This is a genomic window from Erysipelothrix aquatica (genome assembly GCF_009828825.1).
Taxonomy (GTDB): domain Bacteria; phylum Bacillota_I; class Bacilli_A; order Erysipelotrichales; family Erysipelotrichaceae; genus Erysipelothrix; species Erysipelothrix aquatica_A.
The window spans coordinates 159,173-179,982 of record NZ_WTTA01000003.1 but is presented as its reverse complement, the minus strand read 5'-3'; the positions used below and the strand labels follow the sequence as shown (position 1 = coordinate 179,982).

22 protein-coding genes are annotated in these 20,810 nt (G+C 38.8%); 17 read left to right on the top strand and 5 right to left on the bottom strand.

The features are described from left to right. Positions 1 to 44 precede the first annotated feature (44 nt). Genes GVV22_RS06780 through GVV22_RS06770 form a run of 3 tightly spaced genes read right to left on the bottom strand, consistent with a single transcriptional unit; the run spans position 45 to position 2,234 of the window. Entirely contained in the window at positions 45 to 842 is a 798-nt protein-coding gene (locus GVV22_RS06780) for a MetQ/NlpA family ABC transporter substrate-binding protein (RefSeq protein ID WP_159649378.1), read from the bottom strand. 13 nt (positions 843 to 855) lie between these two features. Then, entirely contained in the window at positions 856 to 1,518 is a 663-nt protein-coding gene (locus GVV22_RS06775; protein ID WP_159649377.1) for a methionine ABC transporter permease, read from the bottom strand. Further along, complete coding sequence (locus GVV22_RS06770; RefSeq protein ID WP_159649376.1) at positions 1,515 to 2,234, bottom strand: methionine ABC transporter ATP-binding protein; 720 nt, start codon at positions 2,232 to 2,234, stop codon at positions 1,515 to 1,517. Before GVV22_RS06770 ends, GVV22_RS06775 begins: the two co-directional genes overlap by 4 nt. 209 nt (positions 2,235 to 2,443) lie before the next feature. On the opposite strand from GVV22_RS06770, the gene GVV22_RS06765 reads away from it, so the two are divergent. Then, entirely contained in the window at positions 2,444 to 2,851 is a 408-nt protein-coding gene (locus GVV22_RS06765; protein ID WP_159633541.1) for an OsmC family protein, read from the top strand. A 49-nt stretch (positions 2,852 to 2,900) separates the two neighbouring features. On the opposite strand, the gene GVV22_RS06760 is transcribed toward GVV22_RS06765, so the two are convergent. Beyond that, on the bottom strand, positions 2,901 to 3,665 hold the full coding sequence (locus GVV22_RS06760; protein WP_159649375.1) for a lipoyl protein ligase domain-containing protein: 765 nt from the start codon (positions 3,663 to 3,665) through the stop codon (positions 2,901 to 2,903). Positions 3,666 to 3,787: 122 nt separating this feature from the next. On the opposite strand from GVV22_RS06760, the gene GVV22_RS06755 reads away from it, so the two are divergent. The 16 genes from GVV22_RS06755 (at position 3,788) to GVV22_RS06680 (ending at position 19,282) form a co-directional block, all read left to right on the top strand. Next, a complete protein-coding gene (locus GVV22_RS06755; RefSeq protein ID WP_159649374.1) occupies positions 3,788 to 4,639 on the top strand; it encodes an aldose 1-epimerase family protein in 852 nt (283 codons plus the stop codon). Between the two features lie 11 nt (positions 4,640 to 4,650). Continuing rightward, positions 4,651 to 5,031, top strand: a complete 381-nt coding sequence (locus GVV22_RS06750) for an MJ0042-type zinc finger domain-containing protein (protein ID WP_236261934.1) — start codon at positions 4,651 to 4,653, stop codon at positions 5,029 to 5,031. Positions 5,032 to 5,190: 159 nt separating this feature from the next. Then, entirely contained in the window at positions 5,191 to 7,800 is a 2,610-nt protein-coding gene (adhE, locus tag GVV22_RS06745) for a bifunctional acetaldehyde-CoA/alcohol dehydrogenase (RefSeq protein ID WP_159649372.1), read from the top strand. Positions 7,801 to 7,941: 141 nt separating this feature from the next. Beyond that, positions 7,942 to 8,727 (top strand): GNAT family N-acetyltransferase, encoded by a 786-nt coding sequence (locus GVV22_RS06740; protein WP_159649371.1) that lies wholly within the window; start codon positions 7,942 to 7,944, stop codon positions 8,725 to 8,727. Positions 8,728 to 8,787: 60 nt separating this feature from the next. After that, complete coding sequence (gene deoD / locus GVV22_RS06735; RefSeq protein ID WP_159639186.1) at positions 8,788 to 9,507, top strand: purine-nucleoside phosphorylase; 720 nt, start codon at positions 8,788 to 8,790, stop codon at positions 9,505 to 9,507. A gap of 86 nt (positions 9,508 to 9,593) precedes the next feature. Beyond that, on the top strand, positions 9,594 to 9,878 hold the full coding sequence (locus GVV22_RS06730; protein WP_159649370.1) for a hypothetical protein: 285 nt from the start codon (positions 9,594 to 9,596) through the stop codon (positions 9,876 to 9,878). A 177-nt stretch (positions 9,879 to 10,055) separates the two neighbouring features. Beyond that, positions 10,056 to 10,346, top strand: coding sequence for a hypothetical protein (locus tag GVV22_RS06725; protein WP_159649369.1), 291 nt, complete (start codon positions 10,056 to 10,058; stop codon positions 10,344 to 10,346). A 371-nt stretch (positions 10,347 to 10,717) separates the two neighbouring features. After that, entirely contained in the window at positions 10,718 to 10,918 is a 201-nt protein-coding gene (locus GVV22_RS06720; RefSeq protein WP_159649368.1) for a heavy-metal-associated domain-containing protein, read from the top strand. Positions 10,919 to 10,941: 23 nt separating this feature from the next. Then, entirely contained in the window at positions 10,942 to 13,392 is a 2,451-nt protein-coding gene (locus GVV22_RS06715; protein WP_159649367.1) for a heavy metal translocating P-type ATPase, read from the top strand. A gap of 69 nt (positions 13,393 to 13,461) precedes the next feature. After that, positions 13,462 to 13,653 carry a copper chaperone gene (locus GVV22_RS06710; protein WP_159649366.1) on the top strand — a complete coding sequence of 64 codons (192 nt, stop codon included), beginning with the start codon at positions 13,462 to 13,464 and terminating at the stop codon, positions 13,651 to 13,653. A 43-nt stretch (positions 13,654 to 13,696) separates the two neighbouring features. Next, entirely contained in the window at positions 13,697 to 14,104 is a 408-nt protein-coding gene (locus GVV22_RS06705; RefSeq protein ID WP_159649365.1) for a hypothetical protein, read from the top strand. A 157-nt stretch (positions 14,105 to 14,261) separates the two neighbouring features. After that, entirely contained in the window at positions 14,262 to 15,461 is a 1,200-nt protein-coding gene (locus GVV22_RS06700; RefSeq protein ID WP_159649364.1) for a phosphoglycerate kinase, read from the top strand. Between the two features lie 3 nt (positions 15,462 to 15,464). Further along, entirely contained in the window at positions 15,465 to 16,208 is a 744-nt protein-coding gene (gene tpiA / locus GVV22_RS06695; RefSeq protein WP_159649363.1) for a triose-phosphate isomerase, read from the top strand. 33 nt (positions 16,209 to 16,241) lie between these two features. Further along, on the top strand, positions 16,242 to 17,537 hold the full coding sequence (gene eno / locus GVV22_RS06690) for a phosphopyruvate hydratase (protein WP_159649362.1): 1,296 nt from the start codon (positions 16,242 to 16,244) through the stop codon (positions 17,535 to 17,537). A gap of 131 nt (positions 17,538 to 17,668) precedes the next feature. Further along, entirely contained in the window at positions 17,669 to 18,040 is a 372-nt protein-coding gene (locus GVV22_RS06685; RefSeq protein WP_159649361.1) for a hypothetical protein, read from the top strand. 90 nt (positions 18,041 to 18,130) lie between these two features. Next, positions 18,131 to 19,282, top strand: a complete 1,152-nt coding sequence (locus GVV22_RS06680; RefSeq protein WP_159649360.1) for a hypothetical protein — start codon at positions 18,131 to 18,133, stop codon at positions 19,280 to 19,282. A 41-nt stretch (positions 19,283 to 19,323) separates the two neighbouring features. Here the strand turns inward: GVV22_RS06680 and GVV22_RS06675 are convergent, their stop codons facing one another. Next, positions 19,324 to 20,763 (bottom strand): helix-turn-helix domain-containing protein, encoded by a 1,440-nt coding sequence (locus tag GVV22_RS06675; RefSeq protein ID WP_159649359.1) that lies wholly within the window; start codon positions 20,761 to 20,763, stop codon positions 19,324 to 19,326. Between the last annotated feature and the right edge of the window lie 47 nt (positions 20,764 to 20,810).

The window sequence follows — 20,810 nt, the reverse complement described above, 5'->3', positions numbered from 1 at the left end:
ACTAAAAAAAGCTAGCATAATCGCTAGCTTTTTTTAGTTTGCATTTAGAATGCAGGTGCAAGTGTTTTTGAGTTTTCTTCGTTCGTTAAGAAATCTTTAACTTCTTTACTTGTCATTGCTTCTTTCAATTTATTGATTTTTTCTGAATCTTTATTATCTTCACGTGCTACAAGTGAAATAGCGTAGTGTGTTGATCCGGATGTTTCAAGAATTAAAGCATCTTGTTTTGGTGTTAATCCAAGTGCTTTGATGTATGTCGGGTAGTTATATACTAAATCTACTTCATCGTATGCTTGTGTCAATGTAAGTAAGTCAACTTCGACGAATTGGTAACTTGTTGCTGCAACATCTTTTAAAGTTGCATCATGTGTTTTTCCATTTAAGCTGATAAGTCCAGCAGCTTCGAGCATCATTAATGCACGTGCTTGATTGACTTGATCATTAGGAATGGCAATTTTAGCATCTGTTGGTAAATCTTTGATGTCAGATACTGTTTTTGAATAGAACCCTACGATTGCATCATAAATGGGTTGAACGCCAACAAGTGTGCCATTGTTAGCAGTATTAAACATTGTCATGAACGGAACATGTTGGAAGAAGTTCGCGTCAATTTCTTTATTGTTTAATGCGATGTTAGCTGCAGCGTTATCGGATACAGGAACAAGTTCGACAGTATATCCATCTTTTGCGAGCACTTCGCCAGCAATGGTAACGACGGTTGTCATCGGTTCCATGTGTGATGCAACTTTGATAACTTTGTCTTCTTTAGAATCCTTAGCAGTGGTGCCACATGCTGTCAGAACTAATAATGCAAGTGATGAAACTAGTAATTTTTTAAACATATTCTCAATCTCCTCATCGTTTATCTATTTTTCGTGCAATGGTTGTTCCAACAAACTGAATTGCTTGAACAATCACAATCATAACTGCAACTATCGAATAAAGTAAAAGATAATCAAAGCGTTGGTAGCCATAACGCATTGCAAAGTCTCCGATACCACCGCCACCCACTGCACCCATAACGGTAGAGTAGGAAACGAAACTAATAATTGAAGAAGTAAGTCCAAGAACAATTCCGGACCGTGCTTCTACATAGAGAAACTTCATAATGAGTTGCGGGACGCTTGCGCCCATAGAAAGTGCCGTATCGACAATTTCTTGAGGGACATCTAGTAATGATTGCTCGACGAAACGGGCAAAAATTGCTACGGCAACAAAGGAAAGGGGAATGGATGCAGGAATGGTTCCAAGCGATTTACCTAAAAGAAATCGTGTTACTGGAATCATTGCTACGATGAAAATTAAAAATGGGAAGGAACGGACAACGTTAACATAAAGATTTCCTAACGTATAGGCAATGCGATTCTCAAGGACACCATCTTTCCGTGTTAGGTAAATAAGTGTTCCTAAGGGTAATCCAACGAGAATCGCGAAACATGTGGAAATTCCAATTAGAATTCCAGTCTCGCCTAATGCTTTAAGAATCTCAGCTTGATATTGAAGGATATGTGCCATCATCGTTGAAGCACCGCCTTAGCATGTGCGACATAGGATGTATCTGTTTCCATTGGTAGATTGTTTACAGAGACTATATCTTTTAAGACACCACGTTCCATGACTGCGACGCGATTGCAGATTGCTTTCGCAACCTCCAATTGATGCGTAACGATGACAATGGTCGTTCCAAAAATTTCATTAATTGATTTCAAAACGGCTAGCAAGTCTGCGGTTGATTTCGGATCAAGTGCAGAAGTGGGTTCATCGCAAATCAAGATATTTGGATTTGTTGCCAATGCGCGCGCAATTGCAACGCGTTGTCGCTCGCCTCCAGATAATTGACTTGGATAGTGATCCTTTTTATCAAGCAAATTTACAAACGTTAAAACCTCATCGACCCGTGCAGTGTCGTGCATGTTGCTAAGTGTTAATGGTAGGGCAACATTTTCAGCGACTGAACGGTTTTTGAGAAGGTTGAAGTTTTGAAAAACAACCGAGATTTCTTTCCGTATATTACGAAGGGCTTTTGCAGTGAGGCTACTCATATCGGTACCGTTCACAAATACCGTGCCTGCATCGTGTGTTTCGAGTTGATTCATCAATCGTAACAACGTCGACTTGCCAGCGCCGCTTTCGCCAATTATTCCAAAGATTTCTCCACGGTGCACTTCAAAGCTCACGGAATCGAGAACTGTGAATGCATCATAGGCTTTGGAGACATTTTCAAATCGTATCATTTCTTCACCAACCTTTGACCCGCGTTCATTATAAGCCTTAATGAGAGCGATTGCACGCATTGTGCGGGCATCTGGTTCAAGTTTTAAGATTTAATTTGTGATGCGGTTCGCATGCAATAAAAACCTATCAAAAGCTACTGTTTTAAGGCAAACAAGATAAATATTTCTTATTTATGTGCTAGAATAGGGTAAAGAAAGAGGTGCTTTAAATGAGCGAATTGTATAAAACATTAGCAGTCAATGATTCCAAAATGGAAGACGAAACACGTATTGAAGGAGAATGGAAGATTAAGGTTGCGTCTCCCACCTCAAATCAAGAAGGTGCAAACCCTGAACAATTTATGGGAATGGCATGGGCGACATGTCTCAATAAAACCGTGCAAGCATTGATGAAAGCACGAAGCTGGGATAATGAGAGTCGCGTGCGTGTTGAAGTAACACTTCATCCACAACCAGAAACCAAAGGTCTTTACTTTGCAATGCGTGCATTTGTAGCAGTTGAAGGATTAGAAATGGATAAAGTCGAACAACTTGCAGAGCAAGCACACCGCCGTTGCCCTGTTTCCAAATTAATCCAAGCAAATGAACATGTCTTTGTTGAAGTTGAAACATACTAGTTCATAATAATTTAAGAAAAGCGTACCTCGGTACGCTTTTTATTTGGTGTTATTTGGTTAATACACGATTTTGTCGATGTGTCATGTCCATTGAAGTTTGAAATGCGTCCTCTGTTGTATCGTATCCTGTAATTTCGTAAGTAGAATCGGTACGGCGTTTCAGTTCGTCAATCATCAGCTGGGCGACTTGAGGAACTGTAAGCGTAAGACCTGTGAGTGATGATAGTGTACCCATGAAATCTTGATGTACCACTACGTCCTCATAATCCATGGCTTCATAAAAGCCTTGAACTAAAGAACTGCGCTTATCTTGATTCCCATTAACACCGATGTAACATACCAATGCCACACTATCCAAACGTTTGCGCTGGGCAGTTCCGCAGAATTTGCGTCCGTTGATACTCATATCAGAATTTCCAGGGCAATATGCGCCAAATATTTCTCCAGTTTCAATTGCTTGGGTAATGGGGGCTAGAGCATCGCGGATAAATTGATCCAAATAGCGGTAATTATCATACATATTTGCATTTGACTTCAAGACAAGTGACATATTGAGGACACCTGAGTCCGAGACAATGGAGCGCCCTCCCGAATTACGAACAATTACGGATGTATCATGGTTATGATAGTAAGCGAGCCCTTTTTCAAATGCTGGAATTTTCGTATCGTCCAAACCCATATTGACACCTTCATGCTGGAAGAGGTGCAAAATTAGCGTATCTTGATCAACGGTGCGAACCGAATAATCGTCCATTGCCGTTGAATGCATGGCATTTTCGGGTTTCCCCAATTCATTAATGATTAAGCCTTTCATTGTATACCTCCATGTAAATAATCATAGTCCTTAAGATGTGATTGGTAAAGATATTTGTTCATACAGAATTCAAAGAAATTAATACGAATTATGCTATAATGCTCCTATGACAGAGGTGAATGATGATACTACTAGAAAATGATATTTTAAAAGTAACGATTAACCCAATGGGAGCTGAGTTACGATCCGTCTACCATAAAGTTAAAGAACGTGAATACATGTGGCGGGGTGATGCCAAGTACTGGGGACGCGTTTCTCCGGTTTTGTTTCCGATCGTTGGACGCGTAAAAGATGGCTTTTATGTCTATGATGGTCAAAAATATGAGCTTTCCCAGCATGGATTCTTGCGTGACCAACAGTTTGAGGTTCTTAGCAATGACGCATCCTCAGTAAGTTTCCAATACGAAAGCAAGGGTTCGAAGTTGGCGGTGTATCCGTTTGAACACGCTGTTGTGATTACGTACAGTTTAATTGCAGACGTTGTAAGCATTACATGGCAAGTCTTTAATAAAGATACTAAAACAATGTATTACGGTATTGGAGGCCATCCTGCCTTTGCATTGGATGCTGATGGTGATTATGAATTCCGATTCGATGCCCAAAAAGATGTGAGTGAACTGACCTTAACAAAAGGACATGTTGATCAAGCAATTCCGATGGAAATACTGAATCCAGTCGCAGTAACCTTTGATGCCTTTAAGAATGACGCAATCATCTATACGAATGTTGATGCGGTGGAGCTTGTCAATAAACGAAATGGTGATACGGTTCGTGCCGATTTCCCAGGCTTCAATTTTGTGGGACTTTGGACATCTGTTGTTGACGACGCACTCTCACCATTCATCTGCATCGAACCATGGATCGGTATTACCGATAGAATTGATGCAAGTGGCAAACTTGAGGAAAAATACGCAATTGAAGAATTGGAGGCAAATACGGATAAATCGTATAGCTATTCGTTAAGATTTATATGAGACAAAAATTTATGCAATTTATGCGCGGTCGATACGGAACGGATAAGTTAAATACACACTTATTGTACTTTTCGTTGGTACTTGCGCTACTAAGTATGATTTTCAACATTAATTGGCTTATCTTTGTATGGGTAGGGATTATGGTTTTTGTTTACTACCGAATGTTTTCTAAGCAAACGACCAAACGATTCCAAGAGAATCAGGCGTATCTCTATTTATGGCATAAGTGGCGTGCGATGGTTCGTAAAGTAAAACAACGTATCAAAGACTTGCCAAAATACAAATATTTAAAGTGTCCTGAATGTAAAACCGAAATGCGCGTACCCCGAGGTCGTGGAAAAATCGAAGTAAAATGTCCAAAATGTGCAACGAAATTCGATGCGAAATCCTAAACTTACCAAAGTTAGTTAATTATTTCACAATGTAAACGCTTTACACAAAGCGTTTATTTTTTTATGTCAAATTATTAATCAAATAAGCTTGCAAACATTCGCAAGGAACCTGAAACAACGATATACTAACAATGTGAAAGAAATAACAAGGAGAACTTTATGACAGACAAAAAGACAGTCATTGACAATGAGGTAAACGAACTCGTTGCAAAAGGACAAAAGGCATTAGAAGAATTCTTAAAGCTCGATCAAGAACAAATCGACTACATCGTTGCGAAAGCAAGTGTTGCAGGTGTTGACCAACACGGTTACCTTGCACAAGTGGCTATTGAGGAAACAGGCCGTGGTGTATTTGAAGATAAAGCAACTAAAAATATGTTTGCATGTGAACACGTTATTAACCACATGCGCCATCTAAAAACCGTTGGCATTATCAGCGACGATGATGTAACAGGTATTACAGAAATTGCCGATCCAGTTGGTGTTATCTGTGGTATTACACCGGTAACAAACCCTACTTCAACAGCAATGTTTAAATCCTTAATTTCATTAAAAACCCGTAATCCAATTATCTTTTCATTCCACCCATCAGCACAAAGATGTAGTGTTGAAGCAGCGAGAGTTATTCGTGACGCAGCTGTAGCCGCTGGAGCTCCTAAAGATTGCATTCAATGGATCGAACGTGGATCGAAAGAAAAAACAGACGAATTGATGAACCACGAAGGTGTCGCAACAATCTTAGCAACTGGTGGTAACGCAATGGTTCGTGCAGCATACTCATGTGGTAAACCGGCGTTAGGTGTTGGAGCAGGTAACGTTCCAGCATATATTGAAAAAACAGCGGATATTCCACAAGCTGTTAACGATATTGCACTTTCAAAAGCTTTCGATAATGGTATGATCTGTGCATCAGAACAAGCTGTTATCATCGATACGGAAGTTTATGATGAAGCTGTAGAACGTTTCAAAAAATACGGTGTCTACTTCATTAACAAAGAAGAAAAGAAAAAAATTGAAAAATTCATGTTTGGCGTCGCATCAACTGATAAGAACTATGCTGATGCAGTCTTAAATCCAAATGTTGTTGGTAAAGATGCAACATGGATTGCGGAGCAAGCAGGCATTAAAGTCCCTTCAAATACAGTTATTATTGCCGCTGAATGTACTCAAGTTGGACCTAAAGAAGTCTTGACTCGTGAAAAATTGTCACCAGTTCTTGCAGTTCTTAAATCAAAGAGTACAGACGAAGGAATCACATTAGCACGTCAAATGGTTGAATTTAATGGAATGGGTCACTCTGCAGCGATTCATACGAAATCAAAAGAAATTTCAGAACAATTTGGAGAAGCGATTCCAGCAATCCGTATTATCTGGAATGCACCATCAACATTTGGTGGTATCGGAAATGTTTATAACGACTTTATCCCTTCATTAACACTTGGATGTGGATCATATGGTCATAACTCTGTTGGTGATAACGTGGGTGCCGTACACCTCTTAAACATCAAAAAAGTAGGGAGACGAAATAATAATATGCAATGGTTCAAAGTTCCTCAAAAAATTTATTTCGAACGTAACTCAATTCGTTACCTTCAAGAGATGCGTGATGTGCAACGTGTCTTCATCGTCACAGACAAATCCATGGTCGATCTTGGATTTGCAAACTTAATTACAGAACAATTAAACCTGCGTGCAAACCGTGTTGATATTCAACTCTTTGCCGATGTTGAACCAGATCCTTCAATCGAAACAGTCCGTAAGGGTGTTGAGATGATGAAATCATTCCAACCTGATACGATTATTGCTTTGGGTGGTGGGTCACCAATGGATGCTGCGAAAGGTATGTGGATCTTCTACGAACACCCAGATACAGACTTCAATGACCTTAAACAAAAATTCATCGACATCCGTAAACGTGCCTTTAAATATCCAGACTTAGGACAAAAAGCACAAATGGTATGTATTCCTACAACATCAGGAACAGGTAGTGAAGTAACCCCGTTCGCGGTTATTACTGACAAAGTGGCAAACAAAAAATATCCACTTGCAGACTACTCAATGGTTCCAAACGTTGCGATCGTTGACCCTATCTTTACGACAAACCTTCCAGCATCTGTTACTGCAGATACAGGACTTGATGTCTTGACTCATGCTACAGAAGCGTTTGTATCAAACTTTGCAAACGATTATACAGATGGACTTTGCATTCAAGCGGTTAAGATGGTCTTTGAATACCTCGAACGTTGTGTTCATGATGGTAAAAATGACTTAATTGCACGTGAAAAAATGCATAATGCATCAACAATGGCTGGTATGGCATTTGCGAACGCATTCTTAGGAATGAACCACTCATTGGCTCACAAAATCGGAGGACGTTTCCACGTACCTCATGGACGTATCAACGCAATCTTGATGCCACATGTAATTCGTTATAACGGAACCCATCCAGAAAAACCATCATTATGGCCAAAATATAATGTCTACCGTGCACACGAACGTTATGCAGAACTTGCACGAATCTTAGGATTAAAAGCAGATACTGTTGAAGAAGGTGTTGAAAGCTATGCTCAAGCATGCCACGACCTCGCAGTGCGTTGTGGTGTCACAATGAATCTTAAAGCACAAGGTGTTGATGAGAAAGAATTCCTCAAATACGAAAAAGAAATTGCTTACCTTGCTTATGAAGATCAATGTTCACCATGTAACCCACGTCTTCCAATGGTTGAAGATATGCGTACAATCTTAAAACAAGCATATTATGGCGAATAGTTAATCAAACATAAAACACGATGATTTTGTCATCGTGTTTTTAATTGGATTGAAACAATTTTTATTCGTTTTCTGAAAACTGTTGCAACAATCCTTTAACGTGCTATAATCACTGTAATAAATATCAAAAAGGAGGATATTATGAAGAAATTAAACCAAGAAAATGAAGCAGAATTGCGAGCTTTCTTAGCCGTTGAACCTCACTATAATCTCTTCCTCATCGGTGACTTAGATGCTTTTGGATTTGATGATACGATTCAAACATATTATGGTGATTATAAAGATGGGGAACTTATTGGCGTGATCTTTCGTTTTCGAGATGATTCGATCCACATCTATGCTACAGAGATTCAAGATTCACTGATTGTAATGATCGACAAATTATATAAAGACTTACCCTTTAAACGAATCATGGTTACGAAGCCAACCATGGACTTATTGGGCGACCATATTTTGCCTTACATTCAAGAACCTCGCCCAACAACCATGTCGGTTTATACACCCAACGATTTTGATGTAGATACACATTTGGTTCAAAAGTTGGATTCGACCTATGCAGCACAAATTGCGCACATCGAAACACAAGCTTTTGCGAGCGAAGAAAGTCGCGATATCGATCGTATTCGAACCGGCATTGAATCCGGGGAACGAGTTGTTTACGGATTCATTGAAGATGGTAATGTGGTGACAGTCGCAAGCTATGTTGCTCAGACAGAATTTAGTGCGATGATTGTCGGTGTCGCAACTCTAGAAGCTGCTCGTAAAAAAGGGTATGCTACTCAAGTTGTCAAAAAGTTAAGTGATGACTTGTATGCAGCTGGGAAACAAGGAGTGCTCTTCTACGATAACCCCAATGCCGCTCGAATTTATGAGAAAATGGGATATGCACCTTTAACACAGTATTTTATGAACGATGTGAAACGTTAGTCTTATATCTATTGCCACTTTCATGTATAATGAAAATAGATGATGTCAGGAGGACAATAGATGGCAACACCACATATTAATGCAGAACAAGGACAAATCGCAAAAGTTGTACTTATGCCAGGAGATCCATTACGTGCAAAGTTTATTGCAGAAACTTTCTTAAAGGATGTAAAGCAATTTAACGAAGTTCGTAATATGTTTGGATATACAGGAACTTACAATGGGGTAGAAGTATCCGTCATGGGTTCAGGAATGGGACAACCAAGTATTGGTATCTATTCCTATGAACTTTATACACAATTTGGCGTTGAAGCAATCATTCGTATTGGTTCAGCAGGTTCATACAAAGAAGGACTTAATGTTTACGATGTAATCATGGCAGACAGTGCGTATAGCGAGTCTAGTTTTGCGAAAGTCGCTTTCGGTTACGAAGAAGATACTTTGAAACCAAGTGCAAAAGTTAACGAATCATTGCGCGCAAGTGCCGTTAAACTTGGAATTCCAATGCAAGAAGATCGTGTACACTCAAGTGATGTATTCTACCGTGACTCTGGTGAAACATGGCAAGAACTTCGTGATAACCACGGTGTATCATGTGTTGAAATGGAATCATTCGCATTATTTGCAAATGCACAAAAATTAGGTAAACATGCAGCATGTATCCTAACAATTTCAGATTCATTTGTAACTTCCGAAGTTACCTCAGCTGAAGAACGACAATTGTCATTTACTAAAATGATGGAAATTGCGTTGGATACAGCATCCACCATTACATTCTAAGAGTAGCGTAAGCTACTCTTTTTTTGTTTCAGTGTTGAGTATTTTATGTGCCTCCTATATTATAGAAATACAAGGAGGTACACCTGATGGACCTATCACCTGCAATTATCGCAAGCATCATCTTAATGGTCACAGGTATTTTTCTCGCTCTCATCGTGAGTACCTTTACAGTACCTGAACACAGTAAATTTCGTAAAGTCCAATATGGAGTCTACATTGTAGCCGGATTGCTTCTTACAAATCTCGGACTTACGATCCTTTTTTTGGATGTATCGAACCGCCTAAAACTTGCTGATATCATGTTTATGATGGTTGGAATGTTTGTGGTAGGATTCAATGTCAGGAACCTGATGAAAACTTTTAAAAAGTAACAACGCAGTTGAATTTAACCCAATTGATTTTATAAGGATAATAATGCACATCCATCCAAAACAATTCATCAAAAGTGACAATAAACACACAATACATTATAATAAATGTATCAATACAGAGATGGTGCGTGCATCATATCTTTAAAATGAATGCACCACTTGTCATAGGAGGGAAACATGACAAAAAATGGGAAATTTGTTTTGAAATCGCTTCTCATGAAGGGATTAGCGGTTGTGAGTGTTATCAGTGTTGGGCTTTACACTTCACCCTATAGTGTCGTCTTTGCAGAAACAACAAAGAAGGAAAATAGTATCTTTGGAATGTCTTCGGGTCAATTTACGTCAATACTTTTAGTGGTCATCGGTTTTGGACTGCTTATGTATTTACTTGATCGATCAGCGCGACGAAATGATGAAATCGACCGCAGTGAAGAAGAGATTAGTCGCAGCAAACAAGATAAAATGTAAATTTAAGAAGGATTGAAAAACTCTTTGGATTTAATACGTTAAAGCAAAGAGTTTTTTTACTGCTAGATATTGCGTTAGAAAACCACTTAAATGGGGTTATTGCTACCTTTATAAAACAGATGTATTTGTAAAAGATATTAAAATTTTGTGAATTGTGCAAACTTCTTTTGCATTATAGCAAAGATAGATTATAATTAGAGTATCCTTAAGTAGGGTACGAGACGCGAACACAACCCCCCGTGTTCGCGTTTTTGTGTGCGCATTTTGATTTTGATTACAAATGTAAACTATTTGAAGTCAAACTCTTGCAATTCCCAAAAAACAATGATAGACTACAAATGTAAACGATATTAAACCAAGGAGGATTTACCATGGAAAAAGAATTTAAAGTAACAGGAATGACATGCGGAGGCTGTGTCCGACACGTAACACATGCTGTACAAGATATTGCGGGAGTTGAAGCAGTCGATGTTGATCTTGCATCAGGCATTGCGAAAGTTAAAGCCGATGTATCTGTTACCGATGCACAAATCATTGCAGCTATTAATGAAAGTGGTTATTCAGCACAATAATCCACCATCTTGGAGGAAAGACTATGAGTACTAAAACATATGAAATAACAGGGATGACATGTTCTTCATGCCAACTACACGTAGAAAAAGCAATTTCGAAGGTTGCGGGTGTTGAGGCAGTCGATGTGAACCTGGTAACAAATAAAGCATCAGTGACCATGAATGATGATGTATTAGAAGCAACCATTATCAAAGCTGTCGAAGACAGTGGCTATGGTGTTGCTGAAGAAGTATTAACGAAAAGTGTAGACCTAAAAATTACAGATATGACATGTTCATCATGTGTTGCGAACGTTGAAGGTGCACTGAGTGCGGTTCCGGGAATTGAAAAAGCAACCGTGAATCTACTTATGGAACGTGCTCACATTGAATATGATCCCAATCAAGTGAAGCTTTTCGATATTATTGAAACAATCAAAGGACAAGGCTATGGTGCGGTTCGCATGGACGATGTGATTGAAGATGATGACACACTTATCAAAGCACAACGTAAAGAACGTCGTGGAGTTATTGTTGGATTAATATTAGGTGCGATTATGCTCTACATAACAATGGGGCAAATGTTCTCAATAAAATTACCACAACCTGCATTCGTCGATATGATGAAAAATCCATTAAGTTATACCTTATTCCAATGGGCAATCACAATTCCTGTGGTATGGGTTAACCGTGGTTACTTTATTCGTGGATTTAAAACATTAATGAAACGTTCTCCAAATATGGATACCTTGGTAGCCATTGGAACAGGGGCAGCCATTGTCTACAGTTTCTATGGAACCGCTCGTATCTTCATGGGTGATGCAAGTTATGCTCACCATCTATACCTAGAAACAGCCGTTGTTATTTTAGCGCTTATTAGTCTTGGTAAATACTTCGAATCAATGAGTAAAGCAAAAACTTCATCTGCTATCAAAGCACTTCTAAATTTGAAACCTGCAACAGCGATTCTCTTGCGAGATGGCGTTGAGGTCGAGATTGACAGTGACGAAATTAGTATTGGTGATCACTTAGTCGTAAAACCCGGATCATCGATTCCAATGGATGGAATTGTTGTTGAAGGACACAGTAGTGTCGATGAAGCGATGCTAACTGGTGAAAGTATGCCAGTTGATAAAGTTGTTGGTGATAATGTTGTAATGGGAACCATGAATATAAATGGACGAATGATCGTTGAAGCAACTGTAAGTAATGAAGATACTGCACTTGCGAAAATCGTTCAACTTGTTGAGAATGCTCAAAACGAAAAAGCGCCGATATCGAAAATGGTCGATAAGGTATCGGGTATATTTGTGCCAATCGTGATTGCAATCGCAATTATTTCTGGAGTATTCTGGTACTTCTATTCTGGTGATGTTGAATTAAGTATGACTGTGTTTGTAACAGTACTTGTTATCGCATGTCCATGTGCATTAGGATTAGCAACCCCAACCGCAATTATGGTTGGAACGGGTGTTGGTGCACAAAATGGTATCTTCATCAAATCAGCAGAATCATTAGAAGAAGCATCTCATATTCGTACAGTTGTTTTTGATAAGACAGGAACATTAACATATGGTGAACCAGTGGTGACAGATATCGTGTCTCATGACCTTGATGATGTAACCTTGATGACAATTGTAGGGTCAATTGAGCGCATGTCTGAACATCCTTTAGCACAAGCGTTAGTCAAAGGTGCAGAAGATCTCAATGTTGTCTATGAAGATATCGAAGGTTTTGAGGCGTTGGTTGGTCGTGGGGTGCAAGGTTTCTATCAAGGGAAACCACTCTATATTGGAAATGAAAACCTAATGCGTGAGCAAGACAATGATATATCCGCTTATCAAAATGACGTCAATACATTTGCGAAGTCTGGAAAGACAGCTATGATTGTATCGTTAGATCATCGTGTTGTCGGTGTTGTTTCCGTTGCGGATACGATTAAAGATGAAGCGATTGAAACAGTTGCTGCGTTACAAAAAATGGGGCTTGATGTTGTGATGATGACAGGTGACCATAAAGATACGGCAAAAGCAATCGCCGATCAAATTGGTATCTCTCATGTTTTAGCAGAAGTTTTACCCGATGAAAAAGCATCTAATATTAAGCACCTGCAAGAAGGCGGAGAAAAAGTAATGATGGTCGGTGATGGAATCAACGATGCCATTGCACTTGTTCAAAGTGATGTAGGAATTGCTGTGGGAACAGGAACGGATGTCGCCATTGAGTCAGCGAAAGTTGTCTTGATGCGTGATAACATTAAGGACGTCGCAAATGCGATTGCTTTAAGTAAAGCGACAATGCGCAATATTAAACAAAACTTGTTCTGGGCATTTGCTTATAACGTTGTTGGGATTCCATTTGCAATGGGACTCTTCAAACTCCTCTTCAACGGACCGTTATTAGACCCAATGATTGCTGGAGCCGCGATGGCATTCTCATCCGTGTCTGTTGTTACAAATGCACTGCGTCTTCGCAAATTCAAAGTGAAGCATTAAGCACATTTCAAAATGCTTTCATTGAAAATTGTGTCATAAAAACGTACAATGGCACTAAGAGGTGTTTGAATGAAACATATAATTTTTGTTAAAGGATTAACAACTGAAGAAGATCGTCAGAAAGTACAATACGAACTCGAAAATACGCGTATTGAATTCACAATCAGTACAGCGACAAGTAGTGTCACGGTAAGTGGCTCGAACGATGTCATTCACAGTGCAAAACAAGCAATAATCCAAGCAGGCTATGTTATACAATAGTCTGCTTTTTTTCTGTGATATAATAGATGCACGAGGTGATTTCATGGAACCATTTAATTTGGCTATCATTGATAAAGCTGCAGAACGTCTCTTTGAAATCGAGACGTTACTTCAAAAACCGGCATACCGCTTAAATGCAATTACCTATACGGTTTCGTCACAACATGTGAAAGCCAAGAACATTATTAAAATTTTAAAAGTTGAAGTGGAAACATTAATGCCACTGTTGGAAGCCGTCGAAAATGAATTTGAACGGTGTCATTATGCGAATGCGCTAACTTATCAATATGATGCAAGCTATCGAATTCTTCAACGATTTGATGCAACAACAGTCAATCATACCAAACGGCAAATCTATAAAGCAGTTTATGGTATTGAAGCGGTGTTTGCCCGTCTCTATCGAATCTTGACAATGATCGAACAAGATATTGTCGTCAATCATACCGCTTAGCGGTATTTTTTGTGATGGAATTGAAACATTTCGCAACCAGTCAAAATATAGGTGACAAATTATAAGACTATTGTGAAAACGAGAACAAGAGGTGTTGATATCATTGTTTATCCAGTGTTTATTTGCTATAATAGTCAACGTATATAAGGAGGCAATTATGACAAAAAGAACTGTCACAGATTTGGATGTTGCTGGCAAACGTGTCATTGTACGTGTAGACTTTAACGTTCCGTTAAAAGATGGCGTCATTACAGACGACAACCGTATCAATGGTGCATTACCAACAATCAAATACTTGGTAGAAAATAACGCAAAAGTTATTCTTATGTCACACTTGGGGAAAGTAAACCATAAGGACGCTGAAAAAACAGAAGCTGACAAAGCTAAAAACAACATGGCTCCAGTAGCGACACGCTTACAAGAGTTAATGCCTGAAACAAACGTTACTTTTGTTCCTGTAACACGCGGAATTGAATTAGAAGACGCTGTTGCAGCAATGAACGATGGTGACATTGTATTAATGCAAAACACACGCTATGAAGCAGGTGAAAGCAAAAATGATGACAATCTTGCAACGTACTGGGCAGGATTGGGGGATCTCTTTGTAACAGATGCATTTGGATCGGTACATCGTGCTCACGCATCAACTGTAGGTATTGCAAATCACTTACCTTCAGCACTTGGATTCCTTGTGGAAAAAGAAGTTAAATTCTTAACAGAAGCAATCTATGCACCAAAACGCCCATTTGTAGCGATTTTAGGTGGAGCTAAAGTTAGCGATAAGATCAATGTTATTGAAAACTTGCTTGATGTTGCAGATAAAGTTATCGTTGGTGGTGGAATGGCTTACACATTCTACAAAGCAATGGGACGCGAAATCGGAACATCACTTGTTGAAATGGATCGTATTGACGTTGCGAAAGCAGTTATGGAAAAAGCTGGAGATAAATTGATTCTCCCAATTGACACAGTCGTTGCCGCTGAATTTGCACCCGATGCAACACCAGTTGTTGTATCAGCAGATGCTATTCCAGCAGATATGATGGGGCTCGATATCGGACCGAAATCAATCGAACTATTCAAAAATGAATTACAAGGCGCTAAAACAGTAGTATGGAATGGACCAATGGGAGTCTTCGAATTTGAAGCATTCGCAAATGGAACATTAGAAGTATGTAAAGCAATTACAGAACTTCCAGAAGTCTTAAGTGTTATCGGTGGTGGTGATTCAGCTGCCGCAGCTATTCAATTAGGATTTAAAGACCAAATTACTCACATCTCAACAGGTGGTGGTGCAAGCTTGGAATTTATGGAAGGAAAAGAATTGCCAGGAATTGCTGCAATTCAGGATAAATAAAAAATGAGAAAACCAATTATCTTCGGAAACTGGAAAATGAACAAAACAAATGCGCAAGCACAATCATTCTTTGATGGTGTTGATGCATTCGCAACAGACAAAGCTGACTTTGGTGTTGCAGTACCTTTTACAGCATTACACACATCTGTAAATGCTGCGAAAAACATTCACGTTGCTGCTGAAAACGTACACTGGGCACCAAATGGTGCTTACACCGGTGAAGTTTCAGTCGAAATGTTGAAAGAAATTGGTGTTAAATGGGTTGTTTTAGGACACTCAGAACGCCGTCAATACTTCAACGAAACAGATGAAGAAGTCAATAAAAAAGCTGCAGTTGTTATTGAAGTTGGAATGACACCAATCATCTGTGTTGGAGAAACATTATTTGAATTTGAAGCTGGTAAAACCGAATCAGTAGTTCGTAAACAAGTTGCTGGTACATTAGCTGGATTAGCTCCAGAAGCTGTATCAAACTTAGTAATCGCTTATGAACCAGTTTGGGCTATTGGTACAGGTAAGAGTGCAACAATTGAAATTGCACAAGATACATGTGCATTAGTTCGTGATGAAGTTCGTAACATCTTCGGTGATGATGTTGCAAGCAAAGTACGTGTACAATACGGTGGATCTGTAAAACCAGATAACATTGCAGAATACATGTCACAAGAAGACATTGATGGTGCTTTAATTGGTGGTGCTTCATTGGAAGTTGACTCATTCAAAGCAATCATTGATGCAATTAAATAATTAGATAATCAATAAAGAGGAGGACATATTAATATGCCATTTATTATCGATATCCACGCTCGTGAAGTTTTAGACTCACGTGGTAACCCAACAATTGAAGTTGAAGTAGCAACAGATTCAGGTGCTTTCGGACGCGCTATGGTACCATCAGGTGCATCAACAGGTGAACGTGAAGCATTAGAACTTCGTGACGGAGACAAATCACGTTACGACGGAAAAGGTGTTTTAAAAGCAGTCGAAAACGTAAACGAAATTATTGCTGACGCATTAATCGGATTTGACGTTACAGACCAAAACTTACTTGACTTAACAATGATCGAATTAGACGGTACAAAAGACAAGTCAAAACTTGGAGCAAACGCTATCTTAGGTGTATCAATGGCTGCTGCACATGCTGCTGCTGATTTCTATGGAATGCCACTTTACAAATACTTAGGTGGATTCAATGGAAAAGAACTTCCAGTTCCAATGATGAACGTTATCAATGGTGGATCACACGCTGACTCATCCGTTGATTTCCAAGAATTCATGATTATGCCAATTAGCGCAAAAAATATCAAAGAAGCAATCCAAATGGGAGCAGAAACATTCCACGCTCTTAAATCAGTTCTTAAAGCTAAGGGTCATGTTACAGCTGTTGGGGACGAAGGTGGATTTGCACCAAACTTAGCATCAAATGAAGAACCATTAGAAGTTATCGTTGAAGCTATCAAAAAAGCTGGATATGTACCAGGAACTGACATTGTCTTAGCAATGGACGTTGCTGCTTCAGAATTCTATGACACAGAAAAAGGTGTTTACGTATTAAGCAAATCAGGTGGAGCAGTCTTAACATCTGATGAAATGATCGATATGTACGAAGGATTTATTGAAAAATACCCAATCGTATCAATCGAAGATGGACTTGGAGAACGTGACTGGGATGGATGGAAACGTCTAACAGAGCGTATCGGAGATCGTGTACAAATCGTTGGTGACGACTTATTTGTAACAAACCCAGCAATCCTTGCAGAAGGAATCGAAAAAGGAATTGGAAACTCAATTCTTATTAAAGTTAACCAAATCGGTACATTAACAGAAACATTTGACGCTATGGAAATGGCGAAACGTGCAGGATATACATCAGTAGTTTCACACCGTTCAGGAGAAACAGAAGATGCAACAATCGCTGACATCGCAGTAGCATTCAACGCAGGTCAAATCAAAACAGGATCAATGTCACGTACAGACCGTTTAGCAAAATACAACCAATTAATCCGTATTGAGGAAGAATTGGGAGCAGCTGCTAAATACTCAGGTGCAAAAACATTCTTCAACATCAAAAAATAATTGATGTATCAAAAGGGCATCCGAAAGGGTGTCTTTTTTTTTGTGAGTTTGCCATAAAATAAGCAAAAATACATTTGAATCCTTGCTTTGATGTGAGTATAATAACACTAGTAAACAGGGGGAAATGGAATATGAAATTGAAACTCGATAAGAAATATATTGGTGAGCTCCAGGCGACATACGGTACACCAGGTGTTAGCTCAAATGTTGTTTATGCAATTCAACAAAAGGCATTTGCGATAACAGCGTCACCCAAAATAATTCTCTTGGAGCCATCAGTGGTAATAATTATTAGTTTGAATGCATTTTCATTAAAAGTTTCCAGTGTGGAAACCTATAGACTTGATGAAAATACGTCGTTAATCGCGAAACGCGGTATCTTGTATTGCAAGTTAAAAATCAAAGCGAATGGTAAAAAAGTTTTTAAAGCCAATGTGCTCAAAAATGTAATGGGGCTTAATGATATTCAAAAACCGGGTGTTCAAGCACTTCTCAAATACTAAAAACACGTTTAACGTGTTTTTTTTATGACAGTAATGTTAGATGAAAATTAAAGCAACATGCTATAATTGAAAAAAAAGTTAGGAGCATCGATGAAAAAGAATCTAAGGCGACTTGTAATCGCACTAATTATCATTATATTCATTTTCAGTTTAAATATGATTATGAATAAGAACATAAATACCGAATTTGAGGCACTGAGTAGGACGAATCAGGAACTCATTCAAAACTATTTTAAGCTTCAGCGTAGCGAGGCCGAAGACCCAATTTGGGATGACTTTACCCTGACAGAAAAACCAGTAATCTTTGTTGATAAGTCAGCATGGTTTAATAACGCCTACGGCTTTAACATGAATGATCTCCAGGGACTGAATCAAGCGGGTACGCAATCAATCATGACTTCTGAAGGAACCCTTCGCCGATTTGCGACTTTAAATCCGTCAACCTGGTTTCTAAATCTCTCAATAGGAAATTTCCCCTCTTTTGATACACACCATACGGTAGATCGTTATCACGATGTCTTCTATATTAAGTACACATCTGGTGATATTGCAATTCAAAACTCGGAACCGAATCGCTATCCGATTTCATTCTTTATGCATGAATATACTCATTATACGATTCAACGCAATTGGCCCGATGGATCAAACGGACTTCCTTCATTCGAAGTACCTCTTAATGCAGAGGGTGTTGCACTTGCCTTTTTGCAATATCATATCTATGATGCGATGATTACTGCGCTTAATATGAACCTAGACAAAGCGGCATTAGAACAGTTAATTATGGATTGGGCAGTAATTCAAGAGGCAAGATCACAAAATAATTCGAATTTTGTTGCCAGTGAAAGCTACAAATTAACGTTGGAAGGTGTTGCAACGTATATCGACCGACACGCGGCGTTGCGAATTGGCCAAAAATATGAATATTTGACGGATGCAGCAGGCAATGAGTCGCATTTTGCGAAAGCAATTGAATTTGTTGATCAAGGTAAATTGGATCCAAGTTTTATTGCGAATGGTGCAATGTATTATCTTGGTTCAGTACTTGGGGATGTCTTGGATAAAGTCTATCCAGAGTGGCAACGCGAGTTAAATACAATGACTATCGATAATCCAATAACACTTTATGATCAATTGCACGTTTACGCACAATCGAGTGAAATGAAGGGAAGGCCGCTCTCAGAGCTAAAGGCCATGTATGACTACGACACGATACTTGAAATAGCTCAAAAGGTAACGCAATAACATAAATATATAAAAAGAACTCGAAAGAGTTCTTTTTTGTTCTAGAGATGCGTAACAGAAGCCCGTACGTAAGTCACAATTTCCTGGAAAAAGACCCAATCTTGATAGGAAGGATATCCATTAATACAGAGTGTCTTGCACGTGGTGTGGGTAATGCCAGGGATCGTGGTAATTAGAATTTGGTACCTATTTAAGTCGTTCATTAACTGGTTCTTAGAGTAGGCATCAATAATCTCGACGGCTACCCCATAGGGAAAACTCGAAAGAATATCTTTATAGATTAAGGTTGCTAATTCATAGTCGCGATCAACACAAATTGCGACATTGACTGTTGTAATTTGCTGGTGAAGCGAGTCTAACAGCCCTGACCAATGCGAAAGAATAATATACAAAATTTCGTGTTTTTGTTCTAACGATAAGGAATCCTCGAAAATTTCATCAAACATAGCATCAACTTGAGTATAGATTTTTGCTTCAGTTTTCTTGAGATGTTCTAGGAAGTCAAGGTTTCGATCATAGAGAATAAATGTTGGAGAATAGGTCATTCGAACAATGTTGAAAATATTGATAATCATGTAATCGCGATTTTTGATACTTACTTTGTCGTTGCTTAAAATCTCATCAATCAATGTTTCCAAATTTTTTAACAAGCGTGCATCTTCTGCAGATTCAGCGGCTTGTAACGTTGCTTGTTCAAGGGAAAATGAGAATCGGTTGATTAACAGAAATTCAAAGCAAAAATTTATTATTTCATCCGAGAGCGGCATGTTAAACGCCATTTGGAATTGAGTTTGAATTGATTCATTCTCGATGATTTCAAACGCTCGGTAAATTTGCTTTGGCTGAATTAACTGACTTAAAGTAATCCGTACAAAAAGCCAAATTTTAAGATGATTAATGTCTTGGGTTGTGGTGAGTTTTAACTCGACATCACCCATGTTCTTTGTCAGTGTGTTAATTGCGGTAATTTGTAATGGATCGATGAAATCTTCTAAAAAAGAGTATCGTTCTGAAAAATATGCAACAAAGAATAAAGATATCGAACGATCCGATCCTTTGAGGGTCATGGTTCCCAGATCAATTGCTATGTCATGGAATTTTAGTTCCTTATTCAACGTATGGATGGTTCGACGTATTGTCGCATCACTGACAAAGAAAGTTTCAGCAAGGTTCGCAACCGATTGTTCAGGTTGAAGGAAAATTGATTCCAAAAGTTGGAACTCGAAACTATAGGTGAGTATTTGTTGATAATAAAATCGTTTGGATGTTTCGGGTTCGTCGTGAAGAGAAATACCGTTTGCATGGGTAATTATTGAACCCGGTGCAATGATTTCATTCAAGCGATTGATAATGCTTTGTAAGGATCGTAGGGGAATGCCAGTTGTATCACTCAAATTGCTAAGTGTCGATTCATTATTATCGAGCATATATGTCAGAACTGAATAGGCTCTAAGATCTTTCGTTGATAAAAGTCGTCTCATACATAAACCTCACATTTTCTTAATTACAGTATAACAAAAGTTGCATA